This is a genomic window from Bacillus infantis (assembly GCF_050107595.1).
In the GTDB taxonomy this organism is placed as follows: Bacteria; Bacillota; Bacilli; order Bacillales; family Cytobacillaceae; genus Bacillus_AB; species Bacillus_AB infantis_C.
In genome coordinates this window covers 225,158-244,665 of the sequence record NZ_JBNILH010000002.1, presented here as the reverse complement: position 1 = coordinate 244,665, position 19,508 = coordinate 225,158, and the positions used below count along the sequence as shown (strand labels likewise).

Below are 19,508 nucleotides of genomic sequence, written 5' to 3'. Positions count from 1 at the left end.
TCCTGTTATGATACCTAAAGCTGCTAAAGAGAAATTGACAGCGATTGCAGGCATAGATCATTATGATGATTCCAATGCGGTGCGCCTGGTTTATTCCTACGATGCCACCCCGAATTTCCAATCCCTCCCTGACGCGGTCATAAGTCCTCGGAATACAGGCGAAGTATCTGAAATAGTAAAAGTATGCAGCGAGTATTCCATTCCTATTGTTCCTAGAGGCTCTGGCACGAATCTGTGCGCCGGCACATGCCCGACAGAGGGCGGGCTTGTTATTCTGTTCAAGCATATGAACAAAATTCTCGAGCTCGATGAAGAGAATCTTGCTATAACTGTCCAGCCTGGGCTTGTCACACTAGACTTAATACGCGAGGCAGAAGCAAAAGGACTTTTTTACCCTCCTGATCCAAGCTCAATGAAAATATCTACCATCGGAGGTAATATAAACGAAAACTCCGGCGGATTGCGCGGCCTGAAATATGGTGTGACCAGAGATTATGTCATGGGCCTGGAAGCGGTCCTGGCCAATGGGGATATCATCAGGACGGGAGGCAAGCTCGCAAAGGATGTGGCAGGATATGACTTCACCCGGCTTTTTACAGGCTCAGAAGGTACGCTTGGGATTATCACCGAAGCGACTTTGAAGCTGATCCCGATGCCGGAAACAAAAAAGACGATGCTTGCCCTTTACCAGGATCTTGAAGCGGCAGCGAAGACTGTTTCAAAAATCATAGCCAATAAAATCATCCCTGCAACATTAGAATTCCTCGATCAGCCGACACTCGAGGTCGTGGAAGAGTTCGCACAGATCGGCTTGCCTACAGATGTAAAAGCCGTTTTGCTGATTGAGCAGGACGGCCCCCGTGAAGTTGTCGAGCGTGATATGGCAAAGATGGAGAAAATTTGCCGGGAAGAGCGCGCAGTTTCTGTCCAGGTCGCCAAAACGGCCGCAGAGGCAGAGGCGCTGACGGCTGCGAGAAGAGCCGCCCTTTCAGCCCTTGCAAGGCTCAAGCCTACCACTATTCTTGAAGATGCAACGGTTCCACGCTCAGAAATTGCCAATATGGTAAGAAGCATCAATGAGATTGCCAGCAAATATGATCTCAAAATCTGTACTTTCGGCCATGCCGGAGATGGAAATCTCCATCCTACCTGTCCTACGGATGCAAGGAATAAAGAAGAGATGGACCGGGTGGAGAAAGCTTTTGCAGAGATTTTTGCAAAAGCCATCGAGCTTGGAGGAACTATCACCGGCGAGCATGGCGTTGGTGTCATGAAAGCTCCGTATCTTGAGCTTAAATTAGGACAGGAAGGCATTTCGGCGATGCAGGCCGTCAAGAGTGCACTTGATCCGAAGAATATCATGAATCCCGGGAAAATATTTGCTAAAGACAGCAGGAAACGTGTGGTGATATCTAAATGAGTACAGCGGCCGAACGGGAAAAGATCCAACATGGATTCAGCAGCAGAATGGATGAAGATGAACTCCTGAATTGCATGCGGTGCGGATTCTGCCTCCCCTCCTGTCCCACTTACATCACTTCGGGATTTAAGGAGGAGCATTCACCCAGAGGCAGGATTGCGCTTATGAAAGCTGTAGCAGATGGCCTGATCGAGCCGGACAGCGATGTAGAGCGGTCGCTGGATCTGTGTTTGGGCTGCAGGGCATGTGAGCCCGTCTGTCCCTCTGGTGTGAATTATGGCCACCTTCTCGAAGAAGCAAGGGATATTATCAGCCAGAATAAAAAATACTCACTCCCGGTCAAGGCGATCAGGAAGACTGTTTTTCATGGACTGTTTCCCTATCAGGAAAGAATGACAGCAGCCGCTGGCCTCCTTTCCCTGTATCAGAGGTCCGGACTGCAAACCGCTGTAAGGAAAATAGGTTTTATGAAGCTTTTCCCTGACAGCCTTGCAGCAATGGAAAAAGTACTTCCAGCCGTCCCTTCCTACAAGGCCATGAAGGATCGTCCCGAAGAGCTGCCAGCTCATGGGAAGCCAGTGAAAAGGGCAGCGTTTTTCTCCGGCTGCCTGATGGACACCATTTTTATGGGGACAAATGACTCAACCATGAAGCTGCTGCAAATGGCCGGCTGTGAAATCGTCATACCGAAAACACAGGCTTGCTGCGGCGCCCTCCATGGACACAGCGGGGAAAAAGAAAAAGCCAAAGAACTTGCAAAACGGAACATCGCTGCCTTTGAGGGTACGGGAGCGGATTATATCATAACGAATGCAGGCGGCTGCGGCGCTTTTCTTGTGGATTACGATCATCTCCTGAAAGATGAGCCTGAATGGAAAATCCGCGCTGAGAGCTTTAAAAATAAAATCAAGGACATTTCCCAGACCCTTTTTGAATTGGATTTCCATAAAATCCATAAGATGGCCCTCCCCCATCAGGTCATTACGTACCAGGATTCCTGTCACCTCCGCAATGTGATGAAGACGGCAGCTGCCCCGCGCATGCTCCTTGGCTCCATCACCGGCGCAGAGTACCGGGAAATGAAGGACGCGGACAGATGCTGCGGCTCTGCGGGCATTTATAATATGGTTGAATCAGAAATGTCCATGCAGATTCTGGATCACAAAATGGGCCGGGCCAGAGTAACAGAAGCGGCAGTCATTGTCACTTCAAACCCTGGCTGCCTTCTTCAGATGAAGCTTGGGATTGAGCGTGAAGGGGTATCTGGCCATGTTAAGGCAGTCCATATTGCAGATCTGCTTTTGGAAGCTGCTGAATATGCTTCAGCAGGAGAACTGGCAGCAAGATAACATTACCAAACATGAAACGGCTGCAGAATTCCATACTACAGATACAGGGCCTTAAGCTCTGCATCAATATGGAAGGAGCTGAAACTCAATATGGCTAGAAGCAGCAATAAACTGCTCGTTCCCGGCATTGAGCAGTACCTTGATCAAGTCAAATACGAAATTGCTCAGGAATTTGGCGTTAATCTTGGTTCAGATACAGTTTCCCGCTCAAATGGTTCTGTTGGCGGAGAAATTACAAAGCGTCTTGTACAACAAGCTCAATCCCAGCTTGCTGGACGGAATGAATAATAATAACAGAATATAAATGGCAAAAAATCCGGCTGCCTTCAGCCGGATTTTCCATTATTGCCTTTATCTCCCTTGTCATGTCCGTTATTGCCATTCCCCCGGCCATTATTGCCCGGCGAAGGGGAACCTTTCTTGCCATTGCCATCATTCTCCTTCTTTTCGTGCTTCTCGTGTTTTTCTTGCTTCCCTTGTTCTTGTTTTCTTTGTTCTTCCTTTTTAATATCCTGTTTGCCCCGCCCCTTGTTTTCATCCTGCCTTTCCGGCTTTGCTTTGCGGGCAACATTTTTCCTGTCTTCTTCCCTGTTCTTTCCTTCCTGCTTTGGGACAGAACCTTTTGGAAGCTGAGACGAAGGTTTTATATTGCCTGCTCCCTTTTTATCTTTCGCTTTATCGGCGGTCCCGCTGCTTTGATGCTCTTGTTTCCTTTTAATATTTTCCGCTTTCTCCCCGGCAGCTTCTTCTTTTTCCCGTTCCCTTTGCTCCAGCTGCTGCTTCCTTTCTATTTCCTCTTCTATAAATTTTCCGGCAGTCAGCCCTTTTTCTTTGGCCTTCTCCCGTTCACCTTCAGTTGCTTGGATCACTTTGACCTCAAGATTCTCTGCTTCTGCAGTTTCCTTGATGCTTTCAACCTGATTGTCCAGCTTCTTGCTTTCAGAGGAATCCTTGCTGACTTCTTTCTTCAGTACAGAAGCGATGATCATTTCTTCGTGCTCTCTCAGATATCCCTGCTGCTGTGCCAGATTTAGGATCTTCCGAGTTACATAGCCTGCGCTTTTCCCCTTCCAATTCTCCATCAGATTGAGCAATTCCCTGCCCTCCTGATTATAGGAATGAAGCTCCACTACGGACAGTTCCTTGTCGACACCCAACTCGATGCTCGGGTTTACATCAATTGTCATATAGGCGTAAACTTCGCTGCTATTATTAAAAGGCATGACAAGAGATAGAACAAGAAGGCAGGCCAGGGCGGCAGCGGCAATCAGTTTCTTCCTTGCCCCCAGGCGTGAAATGAGCCCTTTCCCGTCTTTTTCTGCAGTTTTAACAGGGTAGAAGTAGATTTCTTCCCCTATCTGATGCTGTCCTTCCGTATTAAGGGCACGAAGAAATTCGCCTTCGGGAGTAAGCATCGTCATAAAACGTCCCTCAATTTCAAGGATGACTCCTTTTTTCACGTTTTCAGCACCCCTTTTATATACTCCTGTAAAAACACATAATCTCCCATTAGAATAAGTGAAACAGCAATGATATACTTCCTGTTCCTTTCAATCGTTTTTCTGCTCACTGCTGCAGTGCCTTCCAGCTGCTTGATGGGAAGGCGCTTCTTTTCCTGCAAATAAGCAGCCAGCTCTTTGTCACTAACAAGTGCCGAAGCTATTTCCATCGCATTTTTCCGTGCATCTGCATGTTTGGGAGACTGGTCTGCAATTTCAGCAAAAGTTAGTCCATATTCTTTAAGAAGAGCTGTAAAGTGAATGATTTCATCCCGTCTCAGCTCCTGCTCTGTTTTTTTAACGAACTCTTCAATCGACAGCCTGTCTTCCACAAGACTGGCTGAAGTTTGCTCATCAGCACTTCCGCTGCTACCGTCATAGCTGACATTCCTGTGCCTTGCCTGCTGGCGGATATAGTCAATGACCCTTCGCTTGATTATGATCTCGGCAAAGCCAAGGAGGGAACTGCCCTTCTCGGAACTGTACTTATGGACCGCTTCATCAAAGGCAATCAGGCCGATGCTGTACTCATCGTCAGACTCATGGATATAGCGTCTGCAGACGGAGGATACGGTTTTTGCTATAAAAGGTTTGTATGACTCTATCAGTTCATTTAGCAGCTGGCTGTCGCCCTGCTGGATTTTCATTACGGTTTGTTCTAGTGTTTGTCTCTTCTTAGTGATGAATAAATAACCGAGCATACCCTCACCTCTCACCAGCTCATTATACCATATGCCAAATAACAGCCAGTAGGGAAGGTTTAAAGAGAGAAAAAAGGAAGATTTTTTCACTGCTAACATAAAGCTTCGCGCGGAAAGTGGAGCTTTTGGGGGTGGTTTAGAGATTGCTCATGAACGGCAGAAAACCTTTGCTGATTGAGCAAAGGTTTGTGTATTGGCCGTTTGGCCCGCTTTATGCATTCTATGCTGCTTTTCTTCGCAGGAACAAGAGCAGGGCCCTTAGCGCGAAGCCCGTCACAAGCCCGGGAATGAGGAACATCATCGGCAAAAAGACCGGGCCAAATAAGATGCCAAAAAGTTTGAGCCTTACTGAATACATAAGACCCACAGTTACAAAATAAGCTCCAAAGACAAACGGCAGGAAAGATAACTCTTCCTTTGCAGGCATTGCTTCTTTATAAGCATCCCACATAGCAAACATATAGAGACAAGGGTAAAACATCAGCCACTGATAATCGAGCACTCCCGCCGCCTTATCGATTTCCCACAGGAAACTGTGCATGATAGCCAGATTAAAGTTGCTGAATACGTTGATAATAACTTCAAGCGCCACAAAAAGAACACCTTTTACATAGTGGCCCGTCAGCAGCTGGCTGAACCCGGGCAAGGCAATGCTCCAAAAAATAGCTTCTAGTTTTCCGACTTTTTTCATTCATTATCACCAGCTATATTTCTATAGTGGTATCATGCACTAAAGATCTCACTTTTATCACAAATACCTGAACATGCTTCAAAATGCCTGCTAAGAATAAATCTTATGCACCTGGAACCGCGGATCTGATTTATGCTGCCTGAAAAAAGAAACCATTGACGGTATGCCTTCTTTCAGATCCGGACAGCAGATTCCTGATCCCTCCAGATCGGTCTGTGCTATTGAACAATCGAAGCGTCCCTGCCAGGTAAAATAGTCAAGCGCCTCCTGCTCCACACCAAGGTAATTCCTCAGCTTTTTGATGCGAAGCGCCCCTTTGACAGCACTCAGAGGGAAGCTGCCGGCCGGCCTTTTCCCGCAGAGCTCCACCATCAGCATTTCGTACAGATCGGAAACTCTATATGGATTCGGATCTGTAAGATGGTAGGTCTTATTCCGTCCAACAGCAGACGTCCCAAGAAATACGGCTGCTTCAATGATATAATCCACCGGCACCAGGTTGATATAGGCTTCCCCTTTCCCGAGCATGGGGAGAAATGGCAGCCTGCTAAGGCGATCCATAAAATTCAGCATAAAATACGGCCCGTCGAACTTGATTGTTTCCCCTGTTACAGAATGGCCTTTTACAATTCCAGGCCTGAGGATGGTAACCGGCAGTTCAGCCTTAGCATTCTCAACAATGACCTCGGCCAGATACTTTGTTTCTTCATAATGATTTTTGAATCCAGGCGGCTCTATCAGCTCATCCTCCTTCAGCTGCCCGTCCCTTTTTCCAGCCACATAGGCAGTACTGAAGTAGATGTAACGTTCAAGCTTCTTTAACGTTTCTGCAAATTCTGTGACCTGCCTTGTCCCTTCAACATTTACCTTATACGCAATATCCTTAGGCACAGCCAAATCATAAATGGCGGCTAAATGAAAAAGATGGGTAATGTTTTCCCTGAGAAATGCTAAGTCCTGCTGCGTGATATCAAGCCCAGCCCTTGTAATATCTCCAATAATGATTGAAAAACGCCCGCTGCTTGCTCCCGTCTCCTCACAGATCTGCCTGATTTCAGCCTTTGCAGCCGCTTCCATTTCCCGCAGGCTTAAAACGCTGATATGTACATTCCCTGGCTCTTTATTGAGAACCTCTCTGATTAGCCGGGAGCAGATAAAACCAGGAAATCCTGTGAAAAAATAATGCCTCTCCTCCATTTGACCGCCTCTTTCTATCATAGATTTACTCAAATTGTAACCGGTCATACCGGCTGCAACAATGTATTTCTGATAATACAAAATATATACCTCTCAAAAAAAGCCTCTCTCCAAAGAGAAAGGCTTTCAGTGTCATGCATTTATAAAGATTATTTGCCTCTTTGATCTTCGTCCTGCTGTTTCCTTTCCTCATCTTTTACTGCCTTCAGCAGGTCCTCAAGCATGGCAGCCATGTCTTCTCGGCTGTAATTTTTATTGCTTTCTGCAGGAGCCTGAGGCACATCACTTTGGCGTTCTTGATCTTCGTACCTTTCTTCAAGAAGATAAGCAGGGATCAAGTGGCCGTCAGGTGTAGCATACATCTTGTTGAGCTTCCTGGTATCTTTATCAAAGAAGCTGTATACGACAGGGATGACGAATAGCGTCAGGAAGGTGCTGCTGACCAGGCCGCCGATTACAGTGATGCCCATCGGCTGGTTGATTTCTGCCCCTTCGCCGATTCCAAGCGCAATCGGGATCAGCCCTAGGATCGTAGTAAGTGCTGTCATAAGGATAGGCCTTGCCCTATCTTTCACAGAGACGATAATGCTGTCATAGGTTTTCATGCCGCTTGCCTTTTTCTGATTGATATAGTCAACGATGACTATGGCATTATTGACCACTATGCCGGCAAGGACAATAATGCCGATGATGGCAGTCAGGCTGACAGGAGTGCGTGTCACGGTCAATGCAATAGCTACGCCAATGACCATCAGCGGAACTGTGAACATAATGACGAACGGATACTTCAGTGATTCGAATTGGGCCGCCATCACCAGATAGATGAAGACAACCGCCAGGATGAATGCCAGGAGCATATCATCAATTGAAGATTCCAGGAGCTCCCGGTCACCGCCGAAGACAATTTCTGTTTCTTCCGGCAGATCCAGATCAGCAATCTCATCATCCACCAGATTAGAAATGGCCCCGAGGTTTGTTGAGGCCTTATATTTCAGCGTAAACTGGACAGCATCCTGCTGGTTGATCCGCTGAATATTGACCGGCCCTTCGCCTCTTTCAATAGCAGCTACCTGGTCCAGGGTTGTATAGCTGCCATCAGGCTTACGCAGCAAAAGTTTCTTTAGATTATCGAGGTTTTGAGTGACTTCTGGATCATATTCTACAAAAACGCCATAAATATTGGAGTTCTCATCAATGATCTGGGTTGCCTGGTTTCCTCTTGTCACATCATTGACAATCATGGCAACCTGGGCAGGCGCCAGCCCTGCTGCACGTGCTTTTTCACGGTCGACCGTAATTTGGATTTCCTCTACCGTATCCATCAGATCTGTAGAGAGTTCGTTCACATCATCAAGATCTTTAAGTGAATTGTAAATTTTGTCTACCGATTCATTCAGCCGCTGTTCGTTCGTATCACGGACGCTGAACGAGAGGGTATTCGGCGCAGATCCAGCGGAAGACTGCAGATTGAATGAGACCTCTGCCGTGCTGTTGGCCTTATCTGCCGCTCTCTCCAAATCCCGTTTCACATCGTCCACAAACTCAAATGTCGAGCGGTCCCTCTCCTCCAGATCTTTCATTTTTACATAAAGCTCAGCCACATTTGGATTGCCGGAGCCTCTGAAAGAAGATTCCTGTGTTGTACCGATCAGGCTGACATATGTCTCAACATCGTCTTCTTCCTTCAGCTGCTCTTCAAGTGCAGCCATGACCTTTTCTGTTTCTGTAAGCGCTGAGCCATTCTCAAGATTGACCCTGACGCTGAAGAAACCTTCGTCTGAATTAGGCAGGAACTGGGTGCCGACCGTCGTGACCCCATATCCGCCGCCGGCAAGAAGGACAAGCATGATAAGCAAGACAGCCAGCCTGTTGCGCAGGGCCCATTTGACAGAGCGCTCAAGCCCCTTCATGATGGCCGACTCCTGACGCTTTTCTTCCAGATTGTTTTTCGGCCCTTTAAGCAGCCTGCTGGCAAGCATCGGCACAACAGTCAAAGCAACGATAAGCGAAGCAAAAAGACTGAATGAAATGGTCAAAGCAAATTCAGTGAAAAGCTGGCCAATGATACCTGTAATAAAGACGACAGGCAGGAACACCGCCACAGTGGTGAGGGTGGAGGCCGTAATGGCAGCGCCCACTTCTCCTGCACCGTCTCTGGCCGCTTCTTTTGGATCTTTCCCCATCGATAAATGCCTGTAGATATTCTCGATTACAACAATTGAGTTATCAACGAGCATCCCGATCCCCAGCGCCAATCCGCCAAGGGTCATGATATTGAGGGTGAAATTTGAAAAATACATCAGCACAAAGGTGAAGATGACAGAATATGGGATGGCAATTCCGATGATCAGCGGGCTTTTGACATTCCTCAAAAAGAAAAATAAAACGATCATGGCGAACAGGCCGCCTAAGAGAAGAGAAGTAGAGATATTCCCGATCGCCTGCTGGATATAATCTCCCTGATCAAACAGGATATCAGACTCAATTCCCTCATATTGATCTTTTTCAAGCAGTTCCTCGAGCTGGCTGATAAACTCCTTCGACACCTCTGCAGTGTTTGAATCAGACTGCTGCAGGACGCTTAAGAGGACGGAAGGCTCCTGATTCGTCCTTGTTATCGTCCGGTCGTTCTGGTTGACAAGCTGGACGATGGCCACATCCTGAAGGAGTACTTCATTTCCATTAGACGGATTTGCGGCTACCACAAGTTTTTTTAAGATATCGACTGAATCAATACTGCTGATTACCCTTGTAGTCAGCTCCTTGCCGCCTGTTAAAATGGTATCACCCGGAAGGGAAATATCGTTTGCCTGAATTGTATCTACGATATCAGACTGGCTGAGCCGGTAATCCCTCAGCTTGTCCTGGTCCAGTTCAACCCTGACTTCCTTAACGCTTGTACCAGATAGATTGACGCTGGCCACACCTTCTACCTTTGTGAGCTCCAGCTCCAGCTGTTCGGCAATGCTCCTTAATGATTCCTCATCACTGTCAGAGCTCAAAGAAAGCTGGATGATCGGAAACTGGGAAGGATCAAATTTCAGGAAGCGCGGTTTGTCCACATCATCCGGCAGCGGAGTCTGGTCAAGCCGCTGTATGATTTCAGACTGCACTTCGTCAATATCAGTCGTCCAGGAAAATTCCAGCAGTACAAGGTTGGCGCTTTCCTGTGACGTTGCCGTCATTGTTTTTAAACCAGGGAGAGTGGCCAGGCTCTGCTCCAAAGGTTTGGTCACCTTTTCAGAAACCTCTTCCGGGCTTGCACCCTGATAATTCGTTACTACAACACCGACAGGCGGATTTATGTCCGGTATCAGCTTCAAAGGGATATTCAAAAGGGAAACCACCCCTAAAACGAGAACCAGAACCATCGTAACAAGTGTAAAAATCGGCCTTCGGATCGAAAAATTGCTTATCTTCACTTATGCTGCTCCTTTCGTCTGCAGAGCCGGACCCGTGCCGGCATTCAACATTGTGCAATAGTTTAACTATATAAGAGGCAAAAACGGGATGCAAGTGTGGAGGAGCCTGTGAATATGCTCCTCCAACATAGGCTGTGTGACTGCCATTTTTCACGCCTGGTTATGTATCCCAGATGCCCGTTGGGATACATGACTCCACCTTTCTCAGCCGTATTATGTATCCCGGATGCCTGTTGGGATACATGACTTCTCTTTTCTCAGCCGTGTTATGTATCCCGGATGCCCGTCGGGAATACATATTACCTTTTTCAAAGTCGAGCCCTGTATCCGGGGTTCAGCGAACGACATCGGGAATGTAAGTGTTGGTTCTTCCAAAAGCTGTTATGATAAGAAAAAAGAATGAATTGGAGGCCTAGAAAATGGATTTTGATAACGGCCATTATTTTAAAAGCATTAAACTCAGAAGAAGCGATATTCCTTCATATTCCAAGTATCCCTTTAACCTTCCTGCCGTCAAGAACCTCGACGACCTGCCCCTTCATCCTGATGTAACCTTTATAGTCGGGGAGAATGGGATGGGAAAATCCACTCTCCTGGAAGCTATTGCAATCGCAGCAGGTTTTAATCCGGAAGGAGGATCGCTCAATTTCAGCTTTTCTACACATAACTCCCATTCAGAGCTCGAGCAGTACATCAGGCTTTCAAGGGGATCAGAGCGGCCTGAGGATGGTTTTTTTCTAAGAGCCGAGAGCTTTTATAATGTGGCTTCTTATATTGATGATCTTGATAAGGAATCTCCCGGTATTCCTTTGATCGAATCTTTCGGAGGGACTTCCCTTCATGAACAGTCGCACGGCGAGGCCTTTTTTGCCACTTTCCTGAATCGCTTCCGAGGAAAAGGGATTTATATTCTTGACGAGCCTGAAGCAGCCCTGTCACCGCTCAGGCAGCTTTCGATGGTCTCGCGCATCCACGAACTTGCCAAAGACCGCTCTCAATTCATCATCGCGACCCATTCCCCCATCATCATGTCGTATCCTTCCGCCAAAATCATAGAGCTGACAGAAGAAGGGGTCCAGGAGGTCCGGCTTGAAAATACCGGGCACTACCAATTTATGAAGCAGTTTTTCGAAAACCGGGAGAGGATGCTGCATCATTTGCTGGAAGAGTGAAACGGGAATGCGCCTGGAACAAAAGCGCAAGCGCCTTGGTCACCCTTAAGGAACGCAGACTAAGAACGCCACGTCCTGTGGCAGCGTCTGCATGACCAGTTTCCTGGGGGCCTCAAGATGAACCTCACGGAAAGGCGGTCTTTGCCTTTTTTGGAGGTTTGGCTTGTTACCTCAGCGCAGCTGCTGGACGTTGATCAAGAATTGATATTTACCACAAGACTTACAATTTATAAATTCCTATACAGTAAAAAAGTAAGAGGAGCGGCGATTGCCGCTCCTCTTACTTAAAATCATTTTCCTGAAGCTTTCGTAATAGTTATTCCTGTCCATCCAAACAGCAAAGTGATGATCGGCGATAGCAGGCAGAAAAAGGCGAATGGAATATATTCGCCAGTCGGCACATTCAGCACCCCTGTCAGGAATACCCCGCAAACGCTCCAGGGAACAAGGGGGTTGATGACTGTCCCTGCATCCTCAAGGACTCTTGAGAGATTCTTCAGATGCAGCCCAGCCTTTTTATAAGACTCTGCGAATGCATTTCCTGTGAGCAGGATGGACAGATACTGCTCGCCAAGGAGGAAGTTGATCCCGATGGCAGATGCTGCTGTGGCACTTATAAGCGCAGGTGCCTTTACAATCAGACCTTTGATGCCTTCCAGAAGTGCCGGCAATATGCCGAGCTTGAAGAGCAGTCCGCCCATTGAGAGGGCCAGAAGGACCAGCGATACCGAAAACAGCATGCTTTCAATCCCTCCCCTGGTCAGCAGGGAATCGAGCTCCTCCATCCCGGTATTGGATTTGTAGCCGGAGTACAGTATATTCACTATGTCATTGAATCCGAAGCTGCCCTGAATAAATGGAGCCAGGATCAAGGCGGACACTGTACTGGCAGACAGGGTGAGAATAGCGGGGACTTTCCGTACAGCCAAGACAGCGAGCACTGCAAAGGGAATTAAAGACTGCCAGCTGACAAGATTAAGTTCCTCTAGGCTATTCTTGATTGCAGCGATTTTTTTGAAATCGGTCTCTGCTGCTGCCGGCGAAATGATGGCAAAGAGGATGATAGAAATGACAAAAGCCGGAATGGTCGTCCAAGCCATATTTTTGATATGATCAAACAGATCGACTTTCACTGTCATAGAAGCGAGATTGGTTGTATCTGACAAAGGGGACATTTTGTCGCCGAAGAATGCCCCTGAGATAACGGCACCTGCTGCAGCTGCTGTGCTGAGATCGAGTGCAGCGGCTGCGCTGACAAAGGCCGCTCCAAGCGTTGCCGCTGTCGTCAGCGAACTGCCGATGCTGATTCCGATGACTGCGGTAACTGCAAAAGCAATTGCGAAAAAGTACTTTCCGCTGACTGCCGTCAGCGCCAAATGGATAAATGTCGGAATCGTTCCGCTGGCCATCCAGCTGCTGATCAGCATGCCGATAAAAAAGAAGATGAATACAGCGCCCAATCCTGACCTGGCTCCATCAGCCATGCCTTCCTCCAGATCTTTCATCCGCACCTTTTTTAATAGTCCATATATTAGCAGGGCAATGACTGCTCCTATGATCGGAACATGGGGAACCGCTCCTGCGCCTATGATTGAAAAACTGATCCCCCCGAGCAAAAGAAGGGATATAATTACAGCCTCTGCTGTACTGATTTTGATAACCGCTTGATCCTGATGCATTTTACTTCCTCCTGTTGTATGACTGGCTCCGGTCGGCGGGAATGTTTTGAATCTTTTAGACAGCACAAAAAGCCCTCTCGCCGGCTAGGGACGGAGGAGCTCCGCGGTACCACCCTAATTGAAAGGCACACGGCCTTCCCTCTCTTCACACAATTGCCCTGGTATCGATAGCTGTAATTCAAACCGTCACCGCCTGGGCTTACACCAGCCACCCAGTCTCTTTTTGCTGCATCTGTCGATTCTACTTTTGTCTATCCGGCAAAACTATTATACTTAAACGCTTTTTAGCGTTAAAGCGTCTATTTGTAATATTACTATAATCTCAATCAGGAATTTTGTCAAATTTTCTTTAAGCAGAATATGAGGGCTGCTGCAGCTTTCTGCTTATATATTTTGGGAGTTGCTAATAAAATGGGAAAGTTGCTAATATACGAAAATCAAGCAGGCAAAGCCCGCAAATGCAAACTGCCAAAATAATTATCCCGATTAACAGCAAAAATTAGCATTTCACAAAAAAACAGGCCCTGAAGACCTCAGGACCTGCCACATATTTTAAATTTGTTTCTCCAAAATCAGTTCATCCCTGATCGGTATGCCTCCATACCCCAATAAAGGAATCTCCGGTTTTATTTTTCGGGCGTCTTCCACGGCGTTACGAAGGATTCTAGTTAACTGATATCCCCTTTTCTGATAAAATCTCAAGGCATTCAAATTATCATTGGTCGTTATCAGTGCCATTAAGCTGATGCCCTTTTCTTTCGCATCGGCTTCAGCAGCATTCAGCAGGCCTGATCCGATACCCTGTCCTTCGATGCTGGCATCCAGGGAGATGATTTCCCGTTCCTCCCCCCGGTCTGCAAATGTAATAAGACCGACTATATCATGATCCGAATCTATGGCTGCGAATCCGGGTAGCTCATCACACTTGTATATGCCTGTGGAGATAACCATCTCTGGGCTGCCCCAGTTTTCCCGGAAGTAGGCTGCTGCCTTTTCTTTATCAAGCTGGTCTGTACGGATGATCTTCATTAGGAATGAATATGGAAGACTTCATCTATATCTTTTGCCGGGCGCCCGATATAATAGCCCTGGGCAAGATCGGCGCCAATCGATCTGCAAAATTCCAGCTCTTCCTTCCTCTCAATTCCTTCTGCAAGGACAATGATCCCCAGCCCGTCTGCAATATTCATGACCTTAGACAGGAATTGCTGGCTTTCAGGCTTTTGGTCGCAGTGATCGATGAAGCTCCTGTCTATTTTTAAATAATCGGGCCGGAGAGCTTCAAGCATTTCGAGGGTTGAGAAGCCGGCCCCGACATCATCAAGCGCCACTTTCATGCCTCTTTTCTTATATGTATTCAATACCTTTTTTAAATGATCTATATCACTGATTTTCTCAGTCTCCACTACTTCAAACACAAGATCTGCCGGATCGATTTCATATTTCTCGACAATCTGGAAAGTATGCTGAAGACAGAAATCCGGATTGTAAATCGTGGAAGGAAGGAAGTTGATAAAGCTTTTGATGCCCGGCGGGATGATATTTTTTCTTGCTTTAATTGCCGCTTCCCTCGCCTTTTGGTCAAGCATGGACATCAGGCCTGTTTCCTCGGCTGTCTTGAAAAGGACACCAGGCGATATTTGATTGCGACCTGCTGTTCTCAGCAAAGATTCAAAAGCATAAATTCTGTCGCCATCTTTCAGGTTAATGATCGGCTGCTGATAGCTGTGGAACTCGCCATGCTGGATGGTATGTACCATTTCCCGATGGCTGACCCTGGAAAACAGCTCAGATGCATTCAGGAGCTGGGCAGGCTTGGTGCCATATTGTGAAATGCCGGCTTTTAATTTTTTGGCTCTTTCCCCCAATTGCCTGCATATGGCTTCTAGCTTTGTTTCAAGTTCATCAAGGCTTTGGTAGGGGGCTTTGATCCAGCTCTCTTGTTTTTGCCCTTCAGTTTCGTTCTGATGAAAGAGGAAGCCCTCTTCTGCCAGCTGAAAAGGCAGCCCGCACTGTGCGCATAGATGTCGAATAACTGATCCCTTCTTCCTCGTCTTTTTTCCTATTTTAGCAAACTAACACATTTTCGTCACTTCATATGCTAGTCCTTTCCACCTAGAAAAGAGCAAAAAAAACGATCCCTGTACAGGAATCGCTTTTTCCATCTTATTGTTCCATATCCATCGGATTGTAAAGTTTTACATCCGGGTTTTTGTCCTGGAACCATCTCAGGGCAAAATCGTTTTCAAATAAGAATACTTTTTTATCATATCGGTCAGTTACCAGAAGGCTTCGCGAGCTGGAGAGGTTCTCGTCCACTTCTCCCTCAATCCAGCGGGCAATCTTGCTTCCCTGCCCTTCCATCCTGACTTCCGCATTGTACTCATTCTTCATGCGGTGCTCAAAAACCTCGAATTGAAGCTGGCCGACTGCACCAAGAAGGTATTCATCCGTTTTAACTGTCTTGTACAGCTGGATGGCGCCCTCCTGGACGAGCTGCTGGACCCCTTTATGGAAGTGCTTCTGCTTCATCACGTTCTTTGCAGTGACCCTTACAAACAGCTCGGGGGTGAACTGAGGAAGCTTCTCATATTGGAACTTGTTTTTCCCAACGGTCAGAGTATCTCCGATCTGATAGAGGCCCGGATCATACAGGCCTATAATATCGCCGCTCACTGCCTCGTCGACCGTACTTCGGTCATCCGCCATGAATTGTGTCGACTGGCTTAGCTTCAGCTGCTTTCCTGTACGGGGAATATTGATGGTCATCCCGCGCTCGAATTTACCGGAGCAGATCCTAAGGAACGCTATCCGGTCACGGTGGGCAGGATTCATGTTTGCCTGAATCTTGAAGATAAAGCCAGAGAAATCCTCGGAAAGCGGATCGATTTTACCTTCAGTGGAATTGCGGGCCTGCGGAGACGGAGCAAATTCCAGATAAGATTCAAGGAAGGTCTGTACACCGAAGTTGGCCAGGGCACTGCCGAAGAAAACAGGCGTCAGCGTCCCATTCGCCACCTTTTCGCGTGAGAATTCATTTCCGGCTTCGTTCAAGAGCATGATTTCCTCAAGCGTCTGGTCGTATAGGGAAGACTGCTTCATTGGATGGTCCCCATCAATTTCACCATCTTCATTCAGATCGAGGAAACGCTCGGAATCATCTACACGGAACTGTTCAATCCGGTTATGATGGCGGTCGTAGATGCCGAGGAATTCCTTGCCCATCCCGATCGGCCAATTCATCGGATATGATTCGATTTCCATTACTTCTTCCAGCTCGGCAAGGAGCTCCAATGGGCTTTTCCCCTGGCGGTCCAGCTTGTTCATGAATGTAAAGATCGGTATGCCCCTCATCCGGCAGACCTTGAACAGTTTCAATGTCTGGGCTTCTATACCTTTGGCCGAATCGATAATCATGACTGCACTGTCAACCGCAGTCAGGGTACGATAGGTGTCTTCACTGAAATCCTGGTGCCCCGGTGTATCCAGAATGTTTACACGGGCGCCTTTATAGTCAAATTGCATAACACTTGATGTAACGGAGATGCCGCGTTGCTTTTCGATTTCCATCCAGTCACTCGTGGCAAATTTGCCGGTTTTCTTTCCTTTAACGGTACCGGCATCACGTATTGCTCCGCCAAAAAGGAGCAGCTTTTCTGTTAACGTAGTCTTTCCGGCATCCGGGTGGGAAATGATCGCAAACGTGCGCCGTGAAAGAACTTCATTTGAAAAATTGTTAGACATGTTGTATTCCTCTCTTAATTAACTTCGTTTATTATCATAACATCTATCTTATCTTCCTGCAGAAAAGTTTGCAATCAGTGAAATCAACTTCCAGCATTCAGAATGGCTCTTCAGAACAAATTTTGCTACGATTTATTAAAAGCACAAGCTGCCAGGCTGGGCTTCGGACAGCCAGGTAAAGAACGGGGGAAAAATGGATACCATTACACATACATTATTCGGGCTTGCCCTATATGCTTCTGTTGATAAAGGCCTGCTTGAGAAAAAAGAAAAGGCCGCCTATTTGACAGCTGCTGTTGCGGCGAGCCAAATACCTGATATCGATGTGATTTCACAGCTATGGGATACACAGGGACTCTATCAGATGTGGCACCGGGGCATCACTCATTCTATTTTCCTTACGCCGCTTTGGGCACTGCTGATTTACATGGCATGCCGCTGGATTTTCAAGGCAAAAGGTCCCAAACTCTTTCTCCTGAGCTGGATTGCCGTCTTTATCCATGATACGAGTGACCTGTTCAATGCATGGGGAACCGGTTACCTTGAACCTTTTTCTGACAGAAGGATCACATTCGGAACCATCCCGATTGTAGATCTTGTCTTTTGGACAATCATGCTTGCAGCTTTTCTCCTCTCTGTCCGGAAAAGAAAAAGATGGAGGAAGCATATTTATTTCAGGGCGGCATGGGTGCTGATGCTCCTTCATCTGGCCAGCCAAAGCATCCAGGGGTATATACTATATGAGGAATACAGCAGTGAGTACAGCGAGGTTGCCCTATCAGCCGATTTTGTGCCATGGCATTTTACCGTTATTGCAAAAAATGGCCCTGAGGTCTCCATTTATAAAGATGGAGTTTTCACCGGCAGGGAAAAAACCTATACACTCCAGTCTGTGGAGAATGCAGACATGGACAGGCTCTTTAAAGAAAACCCGAAAGCAAAGACTCTTTACGAATGGTCTCCATTTGTTGTGATAGTGGATGACGATGAACAGATTGGACTGTATGACCCCCGTTTTTACCGGAATGGCCAATCCTTCTTATTTGAAGCGATAAAAAAAGAAGCAGGGCAATAAAGAACAAAAGCGCAAGCGCCTTGCTCTCCCTTAAGGAACGCAGACTAAGAACACCACGTCCTGTGGCAACGTCTGCATGACCAGCTTCCTGGGGGGCCTCAAGACGCCCCTCCCGGATAGGCGTTCTTTGCCTTTTTGGGAGGTTTGGCTTGTGACCTCGGCGCAGCTGCTGGTCGTTGATCAAGAATTGATAGTTATCCACAGACTTACAATTTATAATTTCGTTAACAACGAAAAAGTATGGGCAGAGAAAATAGAGCCCATACTTTTTTTAATGTCGGGCAAAATAGCACTAAATGGATTCGTTTATTAACTTAGAATGGAGTGCTATTATGAATTTTATCTGGGGAATTGCCGGAATACTGACCGTACTGGTCATCGCTCTGCTGCTTTCCAACAACAGGCGGGCAATCAATCCGCGTACAATCCTGGGAGGCCTGGCCATTCAGATTCTGTTCGCATTTGCGGTCCTCAAATGGGAAGCAGGACGCAAAGCTCTCAACTGGCTGACCACTGGTGTCAACAATATCATCAACTATGCCAATGAAGGCATTAACTTCTTATTTGGCGGACTTTTCGCTGAAGGATCCGGGGTTACATACGTTTTCGCTTTTCAGGTATTGCCGATTGTCATCTTCTTCTCCGCCCTCATATCGGTACTGTACTACTTGAAGATCATGCAGTTCATCATTAAAATCCTTGGCGGGGGATTGTCCTGGCTTCTCGGCACCAGAAAAGCGGAATCCATGTCAGCGGCGGCAAATATTTTTGTAGGACAGACAGAGGCTCCGCTAGTCATCCGGCCTTATATCGGCCAAATGACGAATTCTGAACTGTTTGCTGTCATGACAGGAGGGCTCGCTTCTGTGGCAGGATCTGTCCTGGTCGGCTATTCTCTTTTGGGCGTCCCGCTTGAATACCTTCTCGCCGCCAGTTTCATGGCTGCTCCGGCAGGGCTGATCATGGCTAAGATCATTTTTCCGGAAACAGAGGAGAAGGAAGAGCCAAAAGAATTGGAAATGGAAAATGACAGCGATTCGACGAATGTTATTGATGCAGCAGCAAAAGGCGCCAGTGTCGGCCTGCAGCTGGCTCTCAATATCGGTGCCATGCTTCTCGCGTTCATCGCGCTCGTTGCATTGCTGAATGGTTTGCTTGGCTGGATCGGCAGCTGGTTCGGATTTGGGGATCTGACGCTTCAGCTCATTCTCGGCTATATCTTCTCCCCGCTTGCTTTTGCCATTGGAGTTCCATGGGCTGAGGCTGTGGAGGCAGGAAACTTTATCGGTCAAAAGCTGATCCTGAATGAATTTGTTGCTTATTCCTCCTTCGCTCCGGAAATTCCGGAGCTTACGGACAAGACCGTTGCCATCATCAGCTTTGCTCTCTGCGGTTTTGCCAATATCTCATCCCTTGCCATCCTTCTTGGCGGCCTGGGCAATCTTGCCCCAAACCGGAGGGCCGATATCGCCCGGCTTGGGATAAGATCCGTCATCGCAGGAGCGCTTGCATCGCTCCTCAGCGCTGCTATTGCAGGGATGCTCTTTTAATCCAATAAG

At 47.3% G+C, this 19,508-nt stretch carries 15 protein-coding genes; 6 read left to right on the top strand and 9 right to left on the bottom strand.

The genetic code is table 11. From position 1 onward, the window contains the following. Positions 1-7 precede the first annotated feature (7 nt). The 3 genes from glcD (at position 8) to ACQCVH_RS04480 (ending at position 3,057) form a co-directional block, all read left to right on the top strand. The gene (gene glcD, locus ACQCVH_RS04490; RefSeq protein ID WP_426834634.1) at positions 8-1,420 is read left to right on the top strand and encodes a glycolate oxidase subunit GlcD; all 1,413 of its coding nucleotides are present in this window, start codon (positions 8-10) and stop codon (positions 1,418-1,420) included. Continuing rightward, entirely contained in the window at positions 1,417-2,769 is a 1,353-nt protein-coding gene (locus ACQCVH_RS04485) for a (Fe-S)-binding protein (protein WP_426834633.1), read from the top strand. The genes glcD and ACQCVH_RS04485 overlap by 4 nt, the downstream gene beginning before the upstream one ends. 90 nt (positions 2,770-2,859) lie before the next feature. Next, the gene (locus tag ACQCVH_RS04480; RefSeq protein WP_426834632.1) at positions 2,860-3,057 is read left to right on the top strand and encodes an alpha/beta-type small acid-soluble spore protein; all 198 of its coding nucleotides are present in this window, start codon (positions 2,860-2,862) and stop codon (positions 3,055-3,057) included. A gap of 38 nt (positions 3,058-3,095) precedes the next feature. Here ACQCVH_RS04480 and ACQCVH_RS04475 read toward each other — a convergent pair whose 3' ends face one another. The 5 genes from ACQCVH_RS04475 to ACQCVH_RS04455 form a co-directional block, all read right to left on the bottom strand. Beyond that, complete coding sequence (locus ACQCVH_RS04475) at positions 3,096-4,229, bottom strand: anti-sigma factor domain-containing protein (protein WP_426834631.1); 1,134 nt, start codon at positions 4,227-4,229, stop codon at positions 3,096-3,098. Continuing rightward, the gene (gene sigI / locus ACQCVH_RS04470) at positions 4,226-4,969 is read right to left on the bottom strand and encodes an RNA polymerase sigma factor SigI (protein WP_426834630.1); all 744 of its coding nucleotides are present in this window, start codon (positions 4,967-4,969) and stop codon (positions 4,226-4,228) included. Before sigI ends, ACQCVH_RS04475 begins: the two co-directional genes overlap by 4 nt. A gap of 220 nt (positions 4,970-5,189) precedes the next feature. Further along, entirely contained in the window at positions 5,190-5,660 is a 471-nt protein-coding gene (locus ACQCVH_RS04465) for a hypothetical protein (protein ID WP_426834629.1), read from the bottom strand. 90 nt (positions 5,661-5,750) lie between these two features. Continuing rightward, the gene (locus tag ACQCVH_RS04460) at positions 5,751-6,857 is read right to left on the bottom strand and encodes an SDR family oxidoreductase (RefSeq protein WP_426834628.1); all 1,107 of its coding nucleotides are present in this window, start codon (positions 6,855-6,857) and stop codon (positions 5,751-5,753) included. A gap of 149 nt (positions 6,858-7,006) precedes the next feature. Beyond that, positions 7,007-10,279 carry an efflux RND transporter permease subunit gene (locus ACQCVH_RS04455; RefSeq protein ID WP_426834627.1) on the bottom strand — a complete coding sequence of 1,091 codons (3,273 nt, stop codon included), beginning with the start codon at positions 10,277-10,279 and terminating at the stop codon, positions 7,007-7,009. A gap of 419 nt (positions 10,280-10,698) precedes the next feature. Between ACQCVH_RS04455 and ACQCVH_RS04450 the strand changes: the two genes are divergently transcribed. Beyond that, entirely contained in the window at positions 10,699-11,451 is a 753-nt protein-coding gene (locus ACQCVH_RS04450) for an AAA family ATPase (RefSeq protein WP_426834625.1), read from the top strand. Between the two features lie 290 nt (positions 11,452-11,741). Here the strand turns inward: ACQCVH_RS04450 and nhaC are convergent, their stop codons facing one another. From nhaC to ACQCVH_RS04430, 4 genes are all read right to left on the bottom strand, one after another. Further along, complete coding sequence (gene nhaC, locus ACQCVH_RS04445) at positions 11,742-13,130, bottom strand: Na+/H+ antiporter NhaC (protein ID WP_426834624.1); 1,389 nt, start codon at positions 13,128-13,130, stop codon at positions 11,742-11,744. A gap of 552 nt (positions 13,131-13,682) precedes the next feature. Then, positions 13,683-14,159 carry a GNAT family N-acetyltransferase gene (locus tag ACQCVH_RS04440; protein ID WP_426834623.1) on the bottom strand — a complete coding sequence of 159 codons (477 nt, stop codon included), beginning with the start codon at positions 14,157-14,159 and terminating at the stop codon, positions 13,683-13,685. After that, complete coding sequence (locus tag ACQCVH_RS04435) at positions 14,159-15,124, bottom strand: EAL domain-containing protein (RefSeq protein WP_426834937.1); 966 nt, start codon at positions 15,122-15,124, stop codon at positions 14,159-14,161. The genes ACQCVH_RS04440 and ACQCVH_RS04435 overlap by 1 nt, the downstream gene beginning before the upstream one ends. Before the next feature lie 172 nt (positions 15,125-15,296). Continuing rightward, positions 15,297-16,874 (bottom strand): peptide chain release factor 3, encoded by a 1,578-nt coding sequence (locus tag ACQCVH_RS04430; RefSeq protein ID WP_426834622.1) that lies wholly within the window; start codon positions 16,872-16,874, stop codon positions 15,297-15,299. Positions 16,875-17,067: 193 nt separating this feature from the next. On the opposite strand from ACQCVH_RS04430, the gene ACQCVH_RS04425 reads away from it, so the two are divergent. Continuing rightward, the gene (locus tag ACQCVH_RS04425) at positions 17,068-17,949 is read left to right on the top strand and encodes a metal-dependent hydrolase (protein ID WP_426834621.1); all 882 of its coding nucleotides are present in this window, start codon (positions 17,068-17,070) and stop codon (positions 17,947-17,949) included. Positions 17,950-18,281: 332 nt separating this feature from the next. Then, on the top strand, positions 18,282-19,499 hold the full coding sequence (locus ACQCVH_RS04420; RefSeq protein WP_426834620.1) for a NupC/NupG family nucleoside CNT transporter: 1,218 nt from the start codon (positions 18,282-18,284) through the stop codon (positions 19,497-19,499). Positions 19,500-19,508 lie beyond the last annotated feature (9 nt).

Coding starts and splice junctions, on each gene's coding strand:
- ACQCVH_RS04480 (WP_426834632.1), top strand. CDS start 2,860: ATGGCTAGAAGCAGCAATAAACTGCTCGTTCCCGGCATTGAGCAGTAC.
- glcD (WP_426834634.1), top strand. CDS start 8: ATGATACCTAAAGCTGCTAAAGAGAAATTGACAGCGATTGCAGGCATA.
- sigI (WP_426834630.1), bottom strand. CDS start 4,969: ATGCTCGGTTATTTATTCATCACTAAGAAGAGACAAACACTAGAACAA.
- ACQCVH_RS04430 (WP_426834622.1), bottom strand. CDS start 16,874: ATGTCTAACAATTTTTCAAATGAAGTTCTTTCACGGCGCACGTTTGCG.
- ACQCVH_RS04450 (WP_426834625.1), top strand. CDS start 10,699: ATGGATTTTGATAACGGCCATTATTTTAAAAGCATTAAACTCAGAAGA.
- ACQCVH_RS04420 (WP_426834620.1), top strand. CDS start 18,282: ATGAATTTTATCTGGGGAATTGCCGGAATACTGACCGTACTGGTCATC.
- ACQCVH_RS04440 (WP_426834623.1), bottom strand. CDS start 14,159: ATGAAGATCATCCGTACAGACCAGCTTGATAAAGAAAAGGCAGCAGCC.
- ACQCVH_RS04485 (WP_426834633.1), top strand. CDS start 1,417: ATGAGTACAGCGGCCGAACGGGAAAAGATCCAACATGGATTCAGCAGC.
- ACQCVH_RS04460 (WP_426834628.1), bottom strand. CDS start 6,857: ATGGAGGAGAGGCATTATTTTTTCACAGGATTTCCTGGTTTTATCTGC.
- nhaC (WP_426834624.1), bottom strand. CDS start 13,130: ATGCATCAGGATCAAGCGGTTATCAAAATCAGTACAGCAGAGGCTGTA.
- ACQCVH_RS04425 (WP_426834621.1), top strand. CDS start 17,068: ATGGATACCATTACACATACATTATTCGGGCTTGCCCTATATGCTTCT.
- ACQCVH_RS04465 (WP_426834629.1), bottom strand. CDS start 5,660: ATGAAAAAAGTCGGAAAACTAGAAGCTATTTTTTGGAGCATTGCCTTG.